This is a genomic window from Streptomyces sp. NPDC102279 (genome assembly GCF_044766365.1).
GTDB lineage: Bacteria > Actinomycetota > Actinomycetes > Streptomycetales > Streptomycetaceae > Streptomyces.
Genome location: NZ_JBIWLU010000001.1, coordinates 351336 through 368788, shown reverse-complemented (window position 1 = coordinate 368788; position 17453 = coordinate 351336). Strand labels below are relative to the sequence as shown.

Sequence of the window (17453 nt, the reverse complement as noted above, 5' to 3'; positions counted from 1 at the left end):
TCCAGTGATGTGGCCATCGCTGCGGGAGGCGGCGGGGTTATGGCTTCGGGTCGCGGTTTCGGCGACCGACGGGTCGACTCTCGGGAACGCCATGACTGACAGGACTTCGCCGGACATCACGGGGCGGGACGATTCCCGCACTCTGCGGGCCCTGGGCCATTTGCACGGCGAGTTGCGCACGCGGCACGGTCTGTCGCTCCTCGACTACCTCACGCTCGGGTTCCTCGCCGAGGAAGCCGGAGGGTCCGCGCCGGTGACTGAGCTGAAGGTCTTTCTCGGAGAGTCGGGAGACCGGGTCTCTTACCTCCTGAGAGGCCTGCAGCGCCTGGGGCTGGTCGAACGCAGTCGATTCGACCGGGATCGACGCATGGTGCGGGTCACGTTGACTCCGGCCGGACGGGCCCGGTTCGCCGATGTGGAGGGGACGGCGAACTCGATCGTCCGTGCACACCTGGTCGCGGACCCGGCCGGGGTCCGTCAGGTGGTGTCGGCTGCCGATGACGTCGGCTGAGAGGCTGAGCCTTCCAGCAGGGAGCGAACCGGTCATGGTCGCGGTCCGGGTTACGGGCGCATAGTTGATGTGTGGCTCTTGGCCGACGCGGCGGCGCCGCGCTGCCCTCGGTCCGTGATCGCCGAGATCTCCGTGGCGGAGTGGCGATCATTGGTGAGCATGCTGCCATCGACCACGTAGCGATCTAGTGTTCACGCCGCGGACCGCCGGGAGGCATTCGATGCACCGCAAGCGCCCTGGAGCGGATCCGATCACGGTGACGGTGTTCGTGTTTCCGGGGGTGCGGCTGCTCGACGTCACGGGCCCCGTAGAGGTGTTCACGACGGCCAACGAGTTCGGCGGGCGCTACCGGGTGCGGATCGCCTCGGAGGACGGATCGGCGGTGATGACTTCCGCCGGGACCCGCCTCGGCGCCGACCTCTCCGTCGACGAAGTGCGCGAACCCCTGGATGTGCTGGTCGTGCCGGGCGGTCCGGAATGGGAATCGCTGATCAAGGACGATGCGGTTCTGGATGTCGTCCGGAGACTGAACGAGAAGAGCCACTGCACGGCATCGGTGTGCACGGGAGCGTTCCTGCTGGCCGCCGCCGGGCTGCTGAACGGCCGTCGCGCCGCGACGCACTGGCGGTATTCGCGTCAGCTGGCGACTCGTTACCCGTCCGTGCGGGTCGACCCGGACGCCATCTTCGTGCGGGACGGCAAGATGATGACGTCAGCCGGTGTCAGCACCGGCATCGACCTGTCCTTGGCGCTCGTGGAGGAGCACTACGGGGCGGAGGTCGCTCGATCGGTCGCCAAGGACATGGTCGTGTTCATGCAACGGCCGGGTGGCCAGTCCCAGTTCAGCGTCCGCTCGCGAACCTCGCACACCACCCAGGACGTGCTCCGCCGGCTCCTGGATGCCGTCGCCGAGAATCCGGGGGCCAATCACACGCTGGCGGCCATGGCCTCCAGAGCGGGCATCAGCGTCCGTCACGTGACCAGGCTCTTCCACGAAGAGGTCGGAACCACCCCGGCGCGCTATGTCGAGCAGGTCAGACTCGAAGCGGCCCAGGCGCTGGTGGAGACGAGTGACGACTCCATGCCGGTCATAGCCCGGCGCACGGGGTTCGGCTCACCCGAGTCGCTTCGCAGGTCGTTCGTGCGCAACCTGGGTGTGACGCCCGCTGCTTTCCGGGCCGGTTTCCGGACGACTCACGCGGCTGGGAAGGACTTGGTGCCCGCCGTGCTGCCCCCGTTGCCGGTGCACGATCGACCGGTGACGGAGACGGCGGCGGACTGAGCCGTCACCGCGGGCACTGCTGCTCGGCAGTACGGCGCACGATGTGCCGCCTTCCGCACCGGGCATTCCTCGTAAGCGGTCCGAGGAATGCCCGAGAGCACGGTTCTGCGTACGCTGCGGCTGCTGTCCTCCGCGTCGGGAGCGGTCGTGCGGTCAGTTGAACGCTGACAGCACGAGATCCCTCTGTTCGCCGGAATGCCGTCGGGCAGACCCTACGGCGGGGGCCGGCGCATCCGGTCGGCTGATGCACGCGACGGGCTGGTCCGCCAGCCGTTCCAGACGGGGCCCGACGAAAGACCACGCCCCCTGGTTCTGGGCTTCCTCCTGCACCCATCGCACCTCGGCGCCGGCGGGGAAGCGGGCAAGCTCCGCGGTGATCTCCTCCTCCGGAAAGGGGTAGAGACGCTCCAGGCGAACGATCGCCGTGTCCGTCTGGTCCGCCTTCCGCCGGTGGGCGTCCAGGTCGAAGAAGACCTTGCCCGAACAGACCAGCACGCGCTTGATCCGGTCGGCGTCCACGGTGTCATCGGGGATGACCGCACGGAACGCACCGTCGGTGAGTTCGGCCAGGCCCGAGGTGGCCGCCTTCGATCGCAGCATCGACTTCGGAGTGAAGACGACCAGCGGCTTCTTGCGATCGCCGAGCGCCTGCCGACGAAGCAGGTGGAAGTAGTTGCCCGGCAGGGAGGGCATGGCGACGGTCATGTTGTCCTGCGCGCACAGTTGGAGGAATCGTTCGATCCTGCCGGAGGAGTGGTCGGGTCCCTGTCCTTCCAGACCGTGCGGCAGCAAAAGCGTCAGCCCCGAGCGCTGACCCCACTTCTGTTCGGATGACGAGATGTACTCGTCGACGACCGTCTGTGCTCCGTTGGCGAAGTCGCCGAACTGGGCCTCCCACAGCACCAGGGCGTCGGGCCGCGCCAGCGAGTAGCCGTACTCGAAGGCCAGCGCCCCCATCTCGGACAACGAAGAGTCGTAGATGGCGAGTTCGGCGGCACCGGAACCGAGGGAGTTCAGCGGTGTGTGCTCCACGCCGTTGTGCCGGTCGGTGAGCACGGCGTGCCGCTGGCCGAACGTGCCACGCCGGGAATCCTGCCCGGCGAGTCGCACCGGCACCCCGTCCATCAACAGGGAGCCGATGGCCAGTGATTCCGCGGTGGCCCAGTCGATCGTGCCCGCGTCCAACATCGTTGCACGCCGCAGGAGTTGCGGAGCGACGCGCGCGTGGACGGTGAACCCTTCCGGCGGATCGGTCTGCACAGCGACGACGTGCCGGGCCGTGGCCTCCGTGATGGCGGTGGACACCGCGGAGGGTGCCGCTTTCTGGACGTCCGCAAAGTGCTGCGGCACGGGGGAGGGGGCGACCGGCAGCGCCCGGGTCTCGGTGAAGGCCCGCTCCAGGTGACCCTGGTAATCCCGCAACGCGCCGTCCACCTGGCGCTCACCGATGTCCCCTCGGCGTATCAGCGCCTCGGCGTACAGCTTGCGTACCGAAGGCCTGTCGTTGATCCGGTCGTACATCGCCGGCTGCGTGATGGACGGGTCGTCGACCTCGCTGTGCCCGTGGCGCCGGTAGCAGATCAGATCGACGACCACGTCCTTGTGGAAGGTCTCTCGGTAGTCGAACGCCAGGCGCGCGACCCGTACGACTGCTTCGGGGTCGTCTCCGTTGACGTGGAAGATCGGCGCGTCGACCGAGCGGGCGACGTCCGTGGCGTAGGTGCTGGAACGGCCGTTGGCGGGCGAGGTCGTGAAGCCGAGCTGGTTGTTGATGACGACGTGAACGGTCCCGCCGGTGCGGTACCCGGGCAGCTGCGACATGTTCAGCGTCTCGGAGACCACGCCCTGACCGGCGAAGGCGGAGTCGCCGTGGATGACGATCGGCAGGATGGGGTCGGTCTGCGCACCGCCCACGGCCTGGTCCTGCTTGGCGCGCACCACGCCCTGTGCCACAGGTCCTACGACCTCCAGATGCGAGGGGTTCGCCACGACGGAGACGGCGAGCGCGTGGCCGTCCAGGGCGCGGTAGGTTCCCTCAGCGCCGAGGTGGTACTTCACGTCGCCCGATCCCTGGACCGACCGGACGTCAGCGGCATCCTCGAACTCGTGAAAGATGTCCGAGTAGGACTTGCCGATGATGTTGGCCAGTACGTTGAGGCGGCCTCGGTGGGCCATGCCGATGACGGCTTCGCTCATGCCCTGCCTGATGCAGCGGAGGAGCAGGGCATCGAGCAGCACGATCGCCGACTCCCCGCCTTCGAGCGAATACCGTTTCTGGCCCACGTACTTCGTCTGCAAGAACGTCTCGAAAGCTTCTGCCGCGCCCAACCGGTAGAGAATCTGCAGTTGTTCGGCGACATCCGGCCGGGGGGAAGTCGCTTCCGTGCGCTGCTGGATCCAGAGGCGTTCCTGGGAACTGCGGATGTGCGTGTACTCGGTGCCGACCGTACGGCAGTAGGACTCCTGCAGAGCGTTCAGCACACTGTGGAGCGTCATGGTGGTCCGGCCGGTGAACCCGTCGACGGCGAACTCTTCCGGCAGGTCGTCGTCTCGGAGTCCGAACGCCGTGATGTCGAGATCCGGCTGCGTGTCCCCGCGCCCGTTCGTGAGCGGGTCGGTGTCGGCCGCCAGGTGGCCGCGCGCCCGGTAGGCGTCGATGAGTGCGGCAACGCGGACCGCCTTGATCGCAGCCTCGTCCGACCCGGCATGAGCAGTTGTCGCGCGACGTCCCGCCCGCTGAGCCGGAAGGGAGACCGGGGAGGTGAAGAACTCCCTCCAGGTCCGGCCCACCGAGTCGGGGTCGTGCAGGAAGCGCTCGTACTGTTCGTCCACGAGCCATTCGTTGATGCCGAAGTCCAGCCCCTTCAGGGCCGGCTCTGCGGCACGGGATTGCGACGCCACGGTGTGGATCGCCTTCCTTCCTCATTCGGAACAACCGACGGCCGGCACTGCCGGAATCCGGTTCGTCACTCGTGGTGATCGCGAGCTTCGTCTTCGCCGGACATCCGTTGTGGGAGCTGGGCATTCGCCCGTGTCGGGTCACCGACAATATGCCTCCGGCGCAGCCTGGATAGATAGTCTTGAATGCCATATCAGCGGCAGATCAGGACATCGCGTCTAATGCGGGCGAGTGGGCGCATCGTCCCGACGGCCGGTCCTGGCGTAGGGGCCGACCGCGGAAGCGGCCATGGCGACGATCACGACGGCCCAGACTCCGGTGGCGACCCAGATTTCCCCACGACCCATCGAGGTCATCCATGATGTCCCGGTCGTGCGTCCCAGTTCGTGGGTGGCGACCCCGTACATGCCGATCGGGAAGACGAGGTTCCACCAGCCGAACTCGTAACGCAGCGGAATCTTCTGCACCCCGTGGCGCCATACGCCCAGAGCCAGCAGCAGGGGGATCAGCCAGCTGGCGAACGACCACAGGACGACGGACCAGCCGGTGAGCACCGCGTGAGGAATGAGCAGGCTGTCCGGTGGGAGTTCGAGCAGCCTCGTCCCGGCGAGGACACTGATGGCCGCCGCACCCATGAAGATCCACAACGACGTCATGAGATCCCCGGGTGCGACCGGTCGCACGAGCAGCCTGGCCAGGACGATCCCCGCGACCAGCAGGTACTGCACCAGGGCGATGGCCCAGCACACCACGGCCACCACCGGCAAGAGGTCGCCCGTGGTCACATGAGCCAGGGAGGCCGCCCCGACGGCTATGGAGTCGGAGCCCACCGACCAGAGGAACCAGGTTCCGTTCACCTGGTCGATCGAGGGGCGTCGCCGTGTGGTGGTGATCAGTCCGAGGGGAATCGCGTAACCCAGGAGCAGCCACATCGCCGCTCCGAACGCCAGGAACGCCCCGGCCACCGCTGTGTGTCCGCTCGGGACCAGTCGTGCGGCCAGGACGTTGGAGGCGATGGCGATGGTGAGAAAGGCGAACGAGCGAGGGCCGAGCAGGCCCGCGACGAACCGCTCCCGCCGGCGCAGCAGTTGCCAACCGTAAGCGGGCAGCAGCACCGCGAAACCCGCAAGTCCCACCCAGAGCAGTGCCGCGGAAGCGGTGCCGGCGCCGTTGACGTACAGCGCGGTGGACACGATCCCCGTGCCCATGACGAACGAGAGCGCGCCCGGGTTGAGGTTCGCCACGGCGGAGGAGAGCGTCGCCCGGTTTCCCTGGGGGCGCGCATCAGGCTTGATGGTGGACACCTGAAGGCCATTCGCCGAGGACGGCTGTCTCACCGTCATGTAGCTCATTCCACGTGAACACAGGGTTCCTCGATTCGCCGGGGCGGTCGCACCGCGCGTACCGGTGCCCACCGGAGCCTCGGCCACCGGAATGCCGACGGGCAGCGCACAGGGCCCGAGTGCTCCGAGGACGTCGGGCTGTCAGACGGTCGGGGCCACGTAGGGGAAGGACGCCGTGGTCGGCGCGTCTACCGCTTCCTTGCCCAGTCCGACGCTCAGGGCGCTGTCGGTCGCGAGAGAGAACATGACCTCGCCCGCGTTGTCGGTGAGTGCCCGGCCGTTGAATTTCGCGAAGCCGAAGACGGCGGGAGTGCCCACCGTGTACGGAAGGACGTCGGGGAGGATCCGCTCGGCCACTTCCTGGCCGTAGACATGGGGATCCGCCGTGGTGCCGCGGGCGCCGACGACCGCGGCGACGCGGCCGGTGATCTCCCGGCTCAGGACGCGGGTGTCGTCGGCCGGTCGGGTCTGGTTCAGCAGTTCCGCGAGCTCGTCGTCGAACTGCGCGAAGATCGGCGACACCATCGGAAGTCCGCACCTGTTGATGCGGTGCCATCCGCCGGCATCGGTCGCCAGTGCCGTCACACCCCATACGCCGATATCCCGGCCGTCCGTGTGAGCCAGCAGTTCGGAGTCGGGCACCTCCAGCACGATGGAACGCACCTTCATGCCGGAGAACAGGCTTTTGACCTCGGAGGAATCCGGCTCGGGCAGTTCGACGTCGGTGCCGTGCTGGAAGGCCTGGCCGACGGCCTCCACGACGGCCGGGTTCATCCAGAACGGATCGCTGGCCCGACCGGTCCAGACCCGCAGACCCGCATCGGTGCTGAGCTCTCGCCCCGTCCGGCCGGCGAGCAGTACGGTGCCGGCCGCCGAGTCGTCGGCCGCGTCCGCACCGGCGATGCGGCTCAGCTCGACCGTCTGCGAGCCGTCGGCATCCGACTCCCCGAAGGTGAAGCGGAAGGCGAGATCCTCGACCGCGTCGCCTGTGCTGTCGATCTTGAATTCATATCGAGCCTCGGGGTGAAACCCCTTCGGCGCGTCAGGACCCGCGGAGTCGGAGCAGACGTTCATCACCAGGACGGTTCCGCGGTCACCTCGGAACACGTACGTGTCGGAGATGTTCAGCCGGGCATCGGCCCTGGCCGCTGGCGAATCGAGATGATGGGACATGCGATGACTCCAGATGCAGTTTCGACGGCGCATGGGCGACGCCGTGATCCCTCCGCGGCACGAGACGCCTGCGGGCTCGATGACCCTGGACGCATGACCTGGGCCCGTACTCAACTGCCCGCAAAAAGAAGGGATCTGGACCGCGGGACGACAGTAAGTCCCCCGTTGGGCGGTATGCCGCTTTCTTCAGCGTACCGCTCCTGCCGATAGATGCACGGTGAACTCGGACTGCGCAGGACCTGTTCCCGGAGCACCGGGGGGAAGGGGCGGCGCAGGTGGTTGGCATTCGGATCCGATGCCCCGCGCCCGTCGCCGAACCGATCGCACGGAGCCGGTGCCGTGACCCCGCCGGTCCACCCGGCCGCCGAGTGTCGCGACACGCACGGCGACGCGCGCACCGGCAGGACCCTGCCGGGCGAGAATCCCTCATGGACAACACGCACAAAGTCGCCGTCGTCACCGGCGCCTCGCGAGGCATCGGGGCAGGCGTGGTCGCGGCCTACCGGCAGCTCGGCTACATGGTCACCGCGGTCGCCCGCTCGATTCAGCCGTCGGACGATCCGGATGTGCTCTCCGTGGCCGACGATGTGGCCGCGCCCGGGGCAGGCGCGAGGATCGTCGAGGCGACGATGGATCGGTTCGGCCGCCTCGACACGCTGATCAACTGCGCGGGAGTGTTCGTCGCGAAGCCGTTCACCGACTACACCGACGAGGACTACGACTCGGTCGTCGGCGTGAACGTGCGCGGCTTCTTCGAGGTCTCCCGGAGTGCGATCGACGCGATGCTGTCCCGCGAAGGTGGCGGCCATGTCGTGAACATCTCCACCAGCCTGGTCGACAACGCCGACGCCCGGGTCACGGGAGCGCTAGCGTCCCTGACCAAGGGGGGACTGAACGCCGTCACCAAGTCGCTGGCGATCGAGTACGCCACCCGGGACATTCGCGTGAACGCCGTCTCGCTCGGGGTCATCCGGACCTCGATGCACCCGACCGATCCCGGCGGCGAACAGGCGGCGCTGCACCCGGTCCGCCGGATGGGCGAAGTGGACGATGTGGTGCGGGCCATCCTCTACCTGGAGCAGGCCCCGTTCGTCACCGGCGAGATCTCGCATGTCGACGGCGGGCAGAGCGCGGGGCACTGAGGTCGTCCGAGCGCGGGCCCGACGGCTCGCGCTCACCAGCGTGTCTGCTTGCACCGGCATCTGATGCTCCATGTGCCGACGGCTGTCTCTTGTTCCGGAGCGGTTGGCTGGACAGCCCATGGGGCCGGCTGTTCCATGACCCAGCCTCAGATCGACGGACTGCGGCGAACAGGGCATTCCGAACCTGTGCGGGCGAGGCGCCAGTCATATGCGGCTAATGTCCACTTATGCTGTGAATGTTCTTTGCTTTTTTCACCCCTGACGTTCCTGCGTGGGGGCGGAGGAGGAAGCCGTGCCCAACGTTTTCGTCCAGGTCGTCCGCACGCCCGACTTGCGTAAGAAGCTCTACTTCACGCTCGGCATCATTGTTCTGTACCGCGTGGGATCGCACGTGCCGATCCCCGGCGTGGACTATCAGAATGTCCAGACGTGCGTGAGTGCCGTGTCCAAGGGGACCGGACTGCTGGGCCTGGTGAATCAGTTCAGCGGTGGGGCTCTGCTGCAGATCACGGTATTCGCCCTGGGAATCCTGCCGTACATCACGGCAAGCATCATCCTGCAGCTGCTCACGGTGGTGATTCCCCGGCTGGAAGCCCTGAAGAAGGAGGGCGCGGCCGGACAGGGGAAGATCACGCAGTACACCCGATACCTGGCGGTCGGGCTTGCCCTCCTCCAGAGCACAGGTCTGGTCGCCACGGCCCGGAGCGGTGCTCTTTTCCCCAACTGCCCGACAGCCGGCAACATCGTCCCCGACCAGTCGATCTTCACCACCATCGTCATGGTGCTCACGATCACCTCGGGGACCGCCTGCGTGATGTGGTTCGGCGAGCTCATCACGGAACGCGGTATCGGCAACGGAATGTCGATGCTCATCTTCATCTCGATCGCCTCCACCTTCCCCGGCGCGTTGTGGACCGTGAAGGAAGAGGGCACCATCGCCGGCGGATGGGTCAACTTCGGGCTGGTCCTTCTCATCGGGTTCGTGATGGTGGGGCTGGTCGTCTTCGTGGAGCAGGCGCAACGCCGTATTCCGGTTCAGTACGCGAAGCGGATGATCGGCCGTAAGTCCTACGGCGGAACAGCCACCTACATCCCGCTGAAAATCAATCAGGCGGGTGTGGTCCCGGTCATCTTCGCCTCGTCGCTCCTCTATATCCCGGCACTGATCGCGCAGTTCGCCGACTCGTCCGCCGGGTGGACGACCTGGATCAACCGCAACTTCACCCGCGGGGACCACCCCTTCTACATCGCCGCCTATTTCCTCCTGATCGTGTTCTTCGCGTTCTTCTACGTGGCGATCACGTTCAACCCGGAGGAAGTGGCCGACAACATCAAGAAGGCCGGTGGGTTCATCCCCGGGATCCGGGCGGGCCGGGCCACGTCCGAGTACCTGGGCTACGTACTCAACCGGCTCACCTGGCCGGGATCGCTCTACCTCGGCCTGATCGCCCTGGTCCCGACTGTGGCCTTCGCCAGCTTCGGCGGCGCCAACCAGCTGACGGGCACGAGCGTCCTGATCATCGTGAGTGTCGGTCTGGAGACGGTCAAACAGATCAACAGCCAGGTGGAGCAGCACAACTACACGGGCTTCCTCCGTAAGTAGCCACACGGGGACCGCGTTCGAGGCCGGCTCGTAGGGCAGTCGATCGGTGGCGCGCCCCTTGAACTGGGCCCGCTCCTCGTCGAGTCGCGGGATCGCTGTCGGGCGTGAACTCAGTCGGACGGTGTGAGCGGGGTCCGCATGCCCAGCCACTGCTCGGCGCCCCAGGCCTCGAACCGCTCCACCTCGGTGAACCCCAGCTTCGCCGCGAGACGCATGGAGGCGGCGTTGGCGGTCTGGGTGGCGAGCACCACCGGTTCGCCGGGAAGCGCGTCGGCGAGCCAGCCGAGTGCCGCCGCGCATGCCTCGGTGGCGTACCCGAATCCCCACGCCCGCGGCAGGAACAGGTAGCCGAGATCCGCCTTCCCCATGGCGGCCGCGCGACGGTGCTCCGTCGCCCTCCTGAGCAGGATCTGGCCGATCATCGACCCGTCGAGCTCCGCGACGAAGCTCCCGGGCCACCGCTCGGGCACCCGTGGCAACTCGCGTTCAAGGTCGTGACGCGGCCGGGGCCCGCCGAGGTAGGTGTGCGCCTCCGGGGACGCGAGCAGTTCGACGAACGTCGCACGGTCCCGGGCCTCGGGCGCGCGGAGTACGAGCCGCCCGGTCTTGATCGGGGCAGGTGGCCAGGAGACGGGTCCGAGATCGGTCATGCCGACCAATCAATCAGCGGGACCGGCAACGATCAAGACGGCTGGACCGATCGGCCGGGCTTCACGCCGCGCGCAGTTGGCGACCGGGACGAGTGCCGCGGCCGGCAGGAGGGTAAACGTCGGCAATATTGTCCGACGGATCGCTAGGCATATTGTTAACAATCTTGTAGCGTCCCTCACGCCTTGGCCCCAAGGCATCGGCGGAGCACTTGGTGCTCAACGAGGGGAGACCTCCCATGCAGCGGCCCTCCGCGTCCTTCGGACGCGATGGAGTGACCCGAGCGACGGCCAGAAGCGAAGGACACCCCGCGATCCGTAGAGACTTCCTGAGAGTCGTGGCGATCACCGGCACCCTCGCCCTCGCTGCCGGCCCCGTGCCTGCCTCCTTCGCGGCGGCCGGCACCGGAGCGGGCCACTCGCGGGAAAGCGTCAAGGGCACGGACCCGCAGGACGCCGCGCTCGCGTTCGACTCCACCGCCTACACGACGATCACCGTCTCGGTCGACGGCCGGCCGATGAACGTGCGCTGGTACAAGGAGATCTGCTACGTCGCGAGCCCGGTCGCCGCGGCCGCGCAGCAACCCAGCGGTCCCGGTGGCGGAAGCACCACGATCCCCAACACCGCGTGCGGCTACGAGAGTATGAACGTGTTCGTCCCCGAGAGCGCCTTCCGCAACCAGCAGGCCCCGATCTACTTCGCGGTGAACAACAGCGGCTGGATGGCCAGTTACCTCAAGGCGAGCGTGACCAACGGCGCTTCTTACACCAGCGCGACGAGCAACGTCGGCGCCGCTCTGAAGGCCGGCTATGTCTTCGCCGACGTCGCCAACCGCAGCCGCGGACTGATCGGCGCCGACGGCACCTCTCCCGGAAAAGCCCCTGCCCCGGTGGTCGACGCCAAGGCCGCCGTCCGCTACCTCCGCCTCAACGACGCGGCGATGTCCGGCAGCGCCGAGCGGATCGTCGTGAACGGCACCAGCGGTGGCGGGGCACTGTCCTCGATCCTGGGCGCGTCCGGCAACAGCGATGAGTACAACCCCTACCTTGCCGCGATCGGCGCGGCCGGCATCGACGCGAAGGACCGAAGCACCCTGCGCGATGACGTGTTCGCCGTCAACGCGTACTGCCCGATCACCGACCTGGGCAACGCCGACAGCGCCTATGAGTGGCTGTACAACATCCTCGGCACCCGCGACACCACCAGTGAGAACCCCTCGCCCGTGGACGCTGCCGCCATCGCGGCCCAGTTTCCCGCGTACGAGAAGAACCTCGGGCTGCGCAACCCCGACGGCTCCCGGCTCACCGCCGCCAACATGCTCGACACCATCAGGCAAGAGGTCATCCGCTCGGCGGAGACCTACCTGAAGGCTGATCCCGCCAACACGATCCCGCCCCTGGGCGGCACGTTCGAAATCCAGTCCGGCGGCCCCGGCGGCCCGCCCACCACCAAGTCGTACGTCAACGACTGGATCGACGCGGACAACACCACCGGCAAGGTGCTCTCCGTCGACATGGCGAAGTACCTCGCCTTCGTCGCCACCCAGGCCACCCTCAAGACGACTCCGGCCTTCGACGCCGTGGGCGTCAACGGCAACACCACCAGCGGCACCGAGACCAACCTCTTCGGCCCGCCGACGCAGAAGTACATGAACTACACCGAGTACAGCTGGAATCACAACAACGTCGCCGGCGACGGAAGCGGCATCGACGACACCGGGCTGACGTGGGACCAGTACACCAGCAAGAAGAGCACCACGGTCGACGACCAGGTCCACCTGATCGACCCGATGGACTTCGTCGGCACGGGCGCCGACACCGCGCCGAACTGGTATGTGCGCAACGGCACCCGCGACCGGGACACCGCGTTCATCATCTCGCTCAATCTCGACCGGGCGCTCGAAGCGGACAAGCAGGTCAAGAACGTGAACTACCAGCTCGCCTGGAACCAGCCGCACGCCGGCAACTACGACGTGCCCGAGGCCATGGCCTGGATCGCCGACGTCGTCCGCAAGGCCGGCACCCCGCTTGCCCCCGGGCACCACGGATAGGCCGACTGCGGCAACGGACCCCGTGGGCGCGGTTCCCGGAGGAACCGCGCCCTGGGCAGAATGACCTAGACCGGCACCGGTTCGAGCACGGTGACCGGATGCCGGACCACCGCGTCGAAAAGGTAGCCCTGGGTGTTGGGGGGTGTGGTGGCGGGCTGGGTACGGCCCGCGGTGTCGGTGGCGCGGGCCAGCAGGGCGGTCGCGCCGGGTGAGGTGGGGCGCCAGTCCAGGGACCAGCGGGACCAGGTCCCGGTCCGGGGGCGGTCGTGGAGGTCGGCTCGCCTCCACGTCACACCCGCGTCCGTACTGACGTCGACGTGCCGGATGCCCCCGGCGCCCGACCAGGAACGTCCGGTCAGGCGATGGCGTACCCCCGCCGCGAACGTAGCGCCGCCGCTCGTCTCGAACGCGCTCTTGAGGGTCTGTCCGGTGAGCGGGGCGCTGCCCTCGGCCGGGTAGGCGGGCCCGAACAGCCGGTAGAAGTCCGTGTTCCAGGGCGAGTAGAGCGGCTGGTCGGACACCTCGATGTCGCCGACCCACTTGATGTTGGAGATGCCCACCCAGGAGGGGGCGATGATCCGGACCGGATGGCCATGGTCGTACGGCAGCGGCTCGCCGTTCATCTCGTACGCGAGGATCACGTCGTCCAGGGCCTTGGCCACCGGCAGCGGCCGACGGACTCGGCCGAGGTTGATCCCGCCGGTCACGTACTCGTCGTCCAGACCACGGGGTTGGAGGTCCACTGCGTGCCGGGTCAGCCCGGCGAGCCGTAGGACATGGGAGAGCGGGACGCCTCGCCAGCGTGCTGTGCCGACCGCACCGAGAGTCCAGGCGGTCCCGGTCACGGTGTCCCCCTGCTGGGTGGCGAAGTAGCTCCGGCCGTTGCCGGCGCATTCCACGAACGCGTCGATCGTCACCGAGGGCAGCCGCCTGAGATCGTGGAGATCGAACTCGACCGACTTGTCGAGGCCCGGCGCGCCGCGCAGCCCGCCGCCCCATACCTTGAGCCGCCAGCCGGCCGCGTCCAGGCGTGGTGTCGAGGTGTGGTTGCGGACGAAGAACCGGTCCACGGGCGTGTGGAAACCCGTTCCTCGCAGCGCGGACCAGTTCGTCTCCGCGTTGGTGCCCCGGATCGTGAACAGCTCCGGTGGCAGAGGCTTGACGATCCCTGGCGCCGGTACCGGGGTGTCGGCGGCGGCGACGGCGGGGTTGGGCTGGGCCGCGAGCGTCGTCAGTACGCCGGCCGCGGCGGCCAGGCGCAGCAGATCACGCCGGGACACTCCCTCGGCCCTGGCCTCACCGGCCAGCCATTGGCCCAGGCGGCGCCGGTCGTACGCGGACTCGTCGATAGGCATGAGGTATCTGCTCCCTGGGGGGATGGAAAGGACAGCGCGGGCGCGCCGCGGCGCCGTACGAGGGCGCACGGGTGCGGCCGGCAGGAGGGTTCCGAGGGACGCGTGCCGAAGCTCGCGAGAAGGAGGGGATCGGACGCTCAGGGGGACCGCTCGGTCAGCGACGCGGAATGTCGACCAGGCCTGTCACCGAAAGGGAGGACGTCAGATCGAAGAGCCCGGACAACAACAGGAGTTGCTGCGCGAGGGGCGGCAACAGGCGTCGAACGCGAAGTTGTTGGTGGCCACGCATCGATCGTAGGGCGGGGCCGGCCGCCGCGTCAGCCGGATGGGCATCTCGCGACACCGCGGCTTCGTCATCCGGCCGGGCTGGATGAGGGTGCCTGTCCGCGCCGACGGACGACTGGCGCGGGCGTCGGACGACCCGCCGGAGCCGCCACGCGACTGATCGCCACCCGGGTCGTCCGGCCTCCAGCCGTTCCAGGCGGGGAAGTTCGGGTACTCGGCTGGGACGACAACCGACGGACGAGTATGGAGAGCGCCATGGCGAAGACGAAGGCATCCGGCACTACGCACCCGAAGGCCGCCTCGGCGGCAGGCCGGGCCGCCAAGGGTGGCAAGTCGAAGAGCAGCAGGACCGCCGCTGCGAGCGCGCTGTCGCAGACCTCCGGCAAGGCGGGCACGGCCGACGCCAAGACGACCAAGTCCGGGTCGGCCTCGGCGGCGGGCAGGACCGTGCGGGCCAAGAAGCGATCGAAGTCCGAGAAGAGCGCCGCGGCCAGCGCCCTCGCCCAGTCTCCGGGCACCTCGACGCGGAGGCCCGGCAAGAAGGTTCTCACCGCTGCCGCCAAGGTGCTGGCCGACAAGAAGTCGACCAAGGCGGCGCGTTCCGACGCCGCGAGCACCCTCGCACAGGCTGCGGCGCACGCGCTGAAGTAGCGCGCGCGATCGTGTCGTCGAAGCGGCCTGCCGAATCCCGGCGAGTGAAGCGGAGACCGCCGACGCCGCCCCCTTCACCTGTGAGGCCTCATCAGCTGCCGTTGGTGAGGCCTCAGTAGCGTTTCATGGCGGTTGGCGACGTCCATCGACGGACCGAGGGTCCGTCTGCGTAGCAGCGCTTCGCCACCGCCGGGATCGTCGGCTTGGCCGACGCCATCGTCGGGGAGCCGCATCTGCGGCGAAGTCGACTTGCGCGTCGGTCCGCGGTCGGCCCGCGCCTCGATGGCGCTCGTGGGATCAGCCGCCGTTCGGCTTGCCGCCGTTGACGGCGGCGTTCAGGTCCAGCGGTGTGGAGGTCGGGTTGGGCGGCGGGTTGAGGACGACTTGGGGCTGGCCGGGTGCCGGGGCCGGTGGGGTCATGTCGGACTTCGGCAGTTTGGGCGGGGTGGTCTGGTTGAAGACCGTCGTGTCGAAGTCGATGAGGCCCGTCTTCTCCATCACGGTGATGTGGTCGAGGACCGTGTTGTTCGCCTGATCGGCCAGAGCGCGGATCAGCGTGTTCTTCGTCGTCGAGCGGACTTTGGCGATCGTGTTGAAGATGGAGCCGTGGGTCATCCGCAGGATGTTGGCGAAGTCGACGTCGAACTGCTGCCCCGACTCCCCCTTGAGCTGGGTGACGAACCCTTCCTGCTGGGGGCTCGCCACGTTGGGCAGCGTGATGTTCAGCATCGGCGCGATCTTGCGGCAACTGGTGTCCAGGGCCGCGTGCCCGTCGACGAGGTGCTGGCTCGCGATCTTTACGGCCTTGCTCTGCCCCTTCTGCAGTCCGATCTGACCGAGGGGGTGCTCCCACAGGCCGGCCGCGCGCACCTTGACCACGAAGTCCCGCTCGCCTTCCGTGAGCGGGCCCCATTGCGTGTTGGCGATGATCCGGTCGTTCGAGGTCGACACGGTGTCGAGGCCGAGCATCGCTGGGTACGCGAGGGCGGCGAGTGTCAGGGTGAGAGCGCCGCCCACAAAGAGGGTTCCGATCACGTTCCGCGAGCGCTGCACCGTTTCTCCTACCCGTTGGCTTGTCCGCCGCTCTGCTGTCGTCCCTGGTGGGGGCGGACGTCGAGGAGTACGCATGGGGAGCGGCTCTGACTCATCGGAGCGGCAAGGAATTCATGGGCGGCACACAGGGGAAGGTCGGAGCGGTGTCGGCTCGCGGGCGGTCCGGCCGAGGCGGCGGCGCCAGGGCCGACGGCTCCGCCGGGAACTGATGGAGTTACTCAGGCGCGATGTTGTGAGCCGCGGCGATGGAGCACCGTCCAAGGGAGCGACCCGTATGTCGCCGGTGAGGCGGACCGGCGGCGAGCCGGAAGGCGGGCCGCGGGGGCGCGCCCTGCCATCCCGTGGGCAGCAGTGCGGGAGATGGTGATCGCGGGGCGGGAACATGGGAAGCTGCGGTGATGGCGGCTGTCGGCCGGAGGGTCAGCTGTCGGGACGGGTTGATGAAGGGGTGTGTCTGCATGGCGCCACGGGTGACCATGAACGATGTGGCGCGTGCGGCCGGAGTGTCGTCGGCGACCGTCTCGTACGTGTTGAGTGGCAAGCGTCCGGTCGCCGAGGAGACGCGCAAGTCGGTGGAATCGGCCATCCAGCGTCTCGGCTTCACCCTCAATCCTGTGGCGCGCAGTCTCCGTACGGGCCGTTCCACGATGGTTGCTCTCGTGGTTCCTGACCTGGCCAACCCTTTCTACGCGTTGCTCGCCCGCTCGATACAGGACGAACTGCGCGGCTGCGGCTATCACGTGGTGGTGTCCAATACCGGAGCACAGCGGGGTGAGGAGGAAGCACTGCTCGAGGAGGTCCTCCATCAGCGCTTCGCCGGCGTGGTCATGACGCCCTTCCGACTTGCCACTGACGCCTTCGAAGGGATTCGCGGAGCGGGGATCCCCGTGGTGGTGAGCGCTGACACGCCGTTCGGGGACGTCGACCTGGTGACTCCCGACTCGGACGGAGCCGTCGTCGACGCCATGACCCATGTCGCGGCCTCCGGCCGCCGCAGTGTCGGCGTCCTCGCCGGGCCCAGCGATGCCACCGGCGGCGATCCCAGGCTCGATCGCATCACCAGGCACGGGGCTGCTCTGGGCCTGACGGTGTCGCCTGAGCACATCGTTCATGGGGAACACACGCGTGAGGCCGGAGCGAAAGGCTTCGAGAGGCTGATGCTCTCGCCTGATCGCCCCGAAGCCGTGCTGTGCGTCAACGACGTGACGGCGGTCGGCGCGCTGGATGCGGCGGAGCGCCTCGGTCTGGACATCCCCGGCGACGTTGCGCTGCTCGGGCACGATGACATCGATATCGCGGCTCTCGTGCGGCCTCGGCTCAGCACGATCCGCTACCCGGCTCGGGAGGTCGGCGCCGCCGCGGCTCGCCTGCTGCTGGAGCAGATCGACGGGCGGACGGAGAGCCGCACGGTTCGTGTCGCTGCCCATTTCGTGTCGCGGGCGAGTGTCTGACGCCGGT

Annotated in this window: 13 protein-coding genes; 7 read left to right on the top strand and 6 right to left on the bottom strand. The window is 68.1% G+C overall.

What is annotated here, in order from left to right; all coding sequences use genetic code 11:
• Window positions 1–7 precede the first annotated feature (7 nt).
• The gene (locus tag ACIRQH_RS01520; RefSeq protein WP_404223579.1) at window positions 8–511 is read left to right on the top strand and encodes a MarR family transcriptional regulator; all 504 of its coding nucleotides are present in this window, start codon (window positions 8–10) and stop codon (window positions 509–511) included.
• Between the two features lie 220 nt (window positions 512–731).
• Complete coding sequence (locus tag ACIRQH_RS01515; protein ID WP_388931898.1) at window positions 732–1793, top strand: GlxA family transcriptional regulator; 1062 nt, start codon at window positions 732–734, stop codon at window positions 1791–1793.
• Between the two features lie 153 nt (window positions 1794–1946).
• Here ACIRQH_RS01515 and ACIRQH_RS01510 read toward each other — a convergent pair whose 3' ends face one another.
• The 3 genes from ACIRQH_RS01510 to ACIRQH_RS01500 form a co-directional block, all read right to left on the bottom strand.
• The gene (locus ACIRQH_RS01510; protein WP_404223576.1) at window positions 1947–4694 is read right to left on the bottom strand and encodes a multifunctional oxoglutarate decarboxylase/oxoglutarate dehydrogenase thiamine pyrophosphate-binding subunit/dihydrolipoyllysine-residue succinyltransferase subunit; all 2748 of its coding nucleotides are present in this window, start codon (window positions 4692–4694) and stop codon (window positions 1947–1949) included.
• A 216-nt stretch (window positions 4695–4910) separates the two neighbouring features.
• Window positions 4911–6035 carry a tellurite resistance/C4-dicarboxylate transporter family protein gene (locus ACIRQH_RS01505; protein WP_404223574.1) on the bottom strand — a complete coding sequence of 375 codons (1125 nt, stop codon included), beginning with the start codon at window positions 6033–6035 and terminating at the stop codon, window positions 4911–4913.
• 141 nt (window positions 6036–6176) lie between these two features.
• Entirely contained in the window at window positions 6177–7208 is a 1032-nt protein-coding gene (locus ACIRQH_RS01500) for a DUF4331 family protein (RefSeq protein ID WP_388865753.1), read from the bottom strand.
• Between the two features lie 428 nt (window positions 7209–7636).
• Here ACIRQH_RS01500 and ACIRQH_RS01495 point away from each other — a divergent pair, with 428 nt between their 5' ends.
• Entirely contained in the window at window positions 7637–8350 is a 714-nt protein-coding gene (locus ACIRQH_RS01495) for an SDR family NAD(P)-dependent oxidoreductase (protein ID WP_388865756.1), read from the top strand.
• Window positions 8351–8642: 292 nt separating this feature from the next.
• Window positions 8643–9953, top strand: coding sequence for a preprotein translocase subunit SecY (gene secY, locus ACIRQH_RS01490; RefSeq protein WP_358816487.1), 1311 nt, complete (start codon window positions 8643–8645; stop codon window positions 9951–9953).
• A gap of 110 nt (window positions 9954–10063) precedes the next feature.
• Here secY and ACIRQH_RS01485 read toward each other — a convergent pair whose 3' ends face one another.
• Window positions 10064–10603 (bottom strand): GNAT family N-acetyltransferase, encoded by a 540-nt coding sequence (locus ACIRQH_RS01485; protein WP_404223571.1) that lies wholly within the window; start codon window positions 10601–10603, stop codon window positions 10064–10066.
• Window positions 10604–10938: 335 nt separating this feature from the next.
• On the opposite strand from ACIRQH_RS01485, the gene ACIRQH_RS01480 reads away from it, so the two are divergent.
• On the top strand, window positions 10939–12651 hold the full coding sequence (locus ACIRQH_RS01480; protein WP_404223569.1) for a subtype B tannase: 1713 nt from the start codon (window positions 10939–10941) through the stop codon (window positions 12649–12651).
• Between the two features lie 65 nt (window positions 12652–12716).
• Here ACIRQH_RS01480 and ACIRQH_RS01475 read toward each other — a convergent pair whose 3' ends face one another.
• On the bottom strand, window positions 12717–14006 hold the full coding sequence (locus tag ACIRQH_RS01475; protein ID WP_404223567.1) for a sulfite oxidase: 1290 nt from the start codon (window positions 14004–14006) through the stop codon (window positions 12717–12719).
• A 540-nt stretch (window positions 14007–14546) separates the two neighbouring features.
• Between ACIRQH_RS01475 and ACIRQH_RS01470 the strand changes: the two genes are divergently transcribed.
• Window positions 14547–14942: a hypothetical protein gene (locus ACIRQH_RS01470; RefSeq protein WP_388865770.1), complete on the top strand. Its 396-nt coding sequence runs from the start codon at window positions 14547–14549 to the stop codon at window positions 14940–14942.
• A gap of 297 nt (window positions 14943–15239) precedes the next feature.
• Here ACIRQH_RS01470 and ACIRQH_RS01465 read toward each other — a convergent pair whose 3' ends face one another.
• On the bottom strand, window positions 15240–15959 hold the full coding sequence (locus ACIRQH_RS01465) for a DUF4142 domain-containing protein (protein WP_358816502.1): 720 nt from the start codon (window positions 15957–15959) through the stop codon (window positions 15240–15242).
• Between the two features lie 512 nt (window positions 15960–16471).
• Between ACIRQH_RS01465 and ACIRQH_RS01460 the strand changes: the two genes are divergently transcribed.
• Complete coding sequence (locus ACIRQH_RS01460; protein WP_358816501.1) at window positions 16472–17446, top strand: LacI family DNA-binding transcriptional regulator; 975 nt, start codon at window positions 16472–16474, stop codon at window positions 17444–17446.
• Window positions 17447–17453 lie beyond the last annotated feature (7 nt).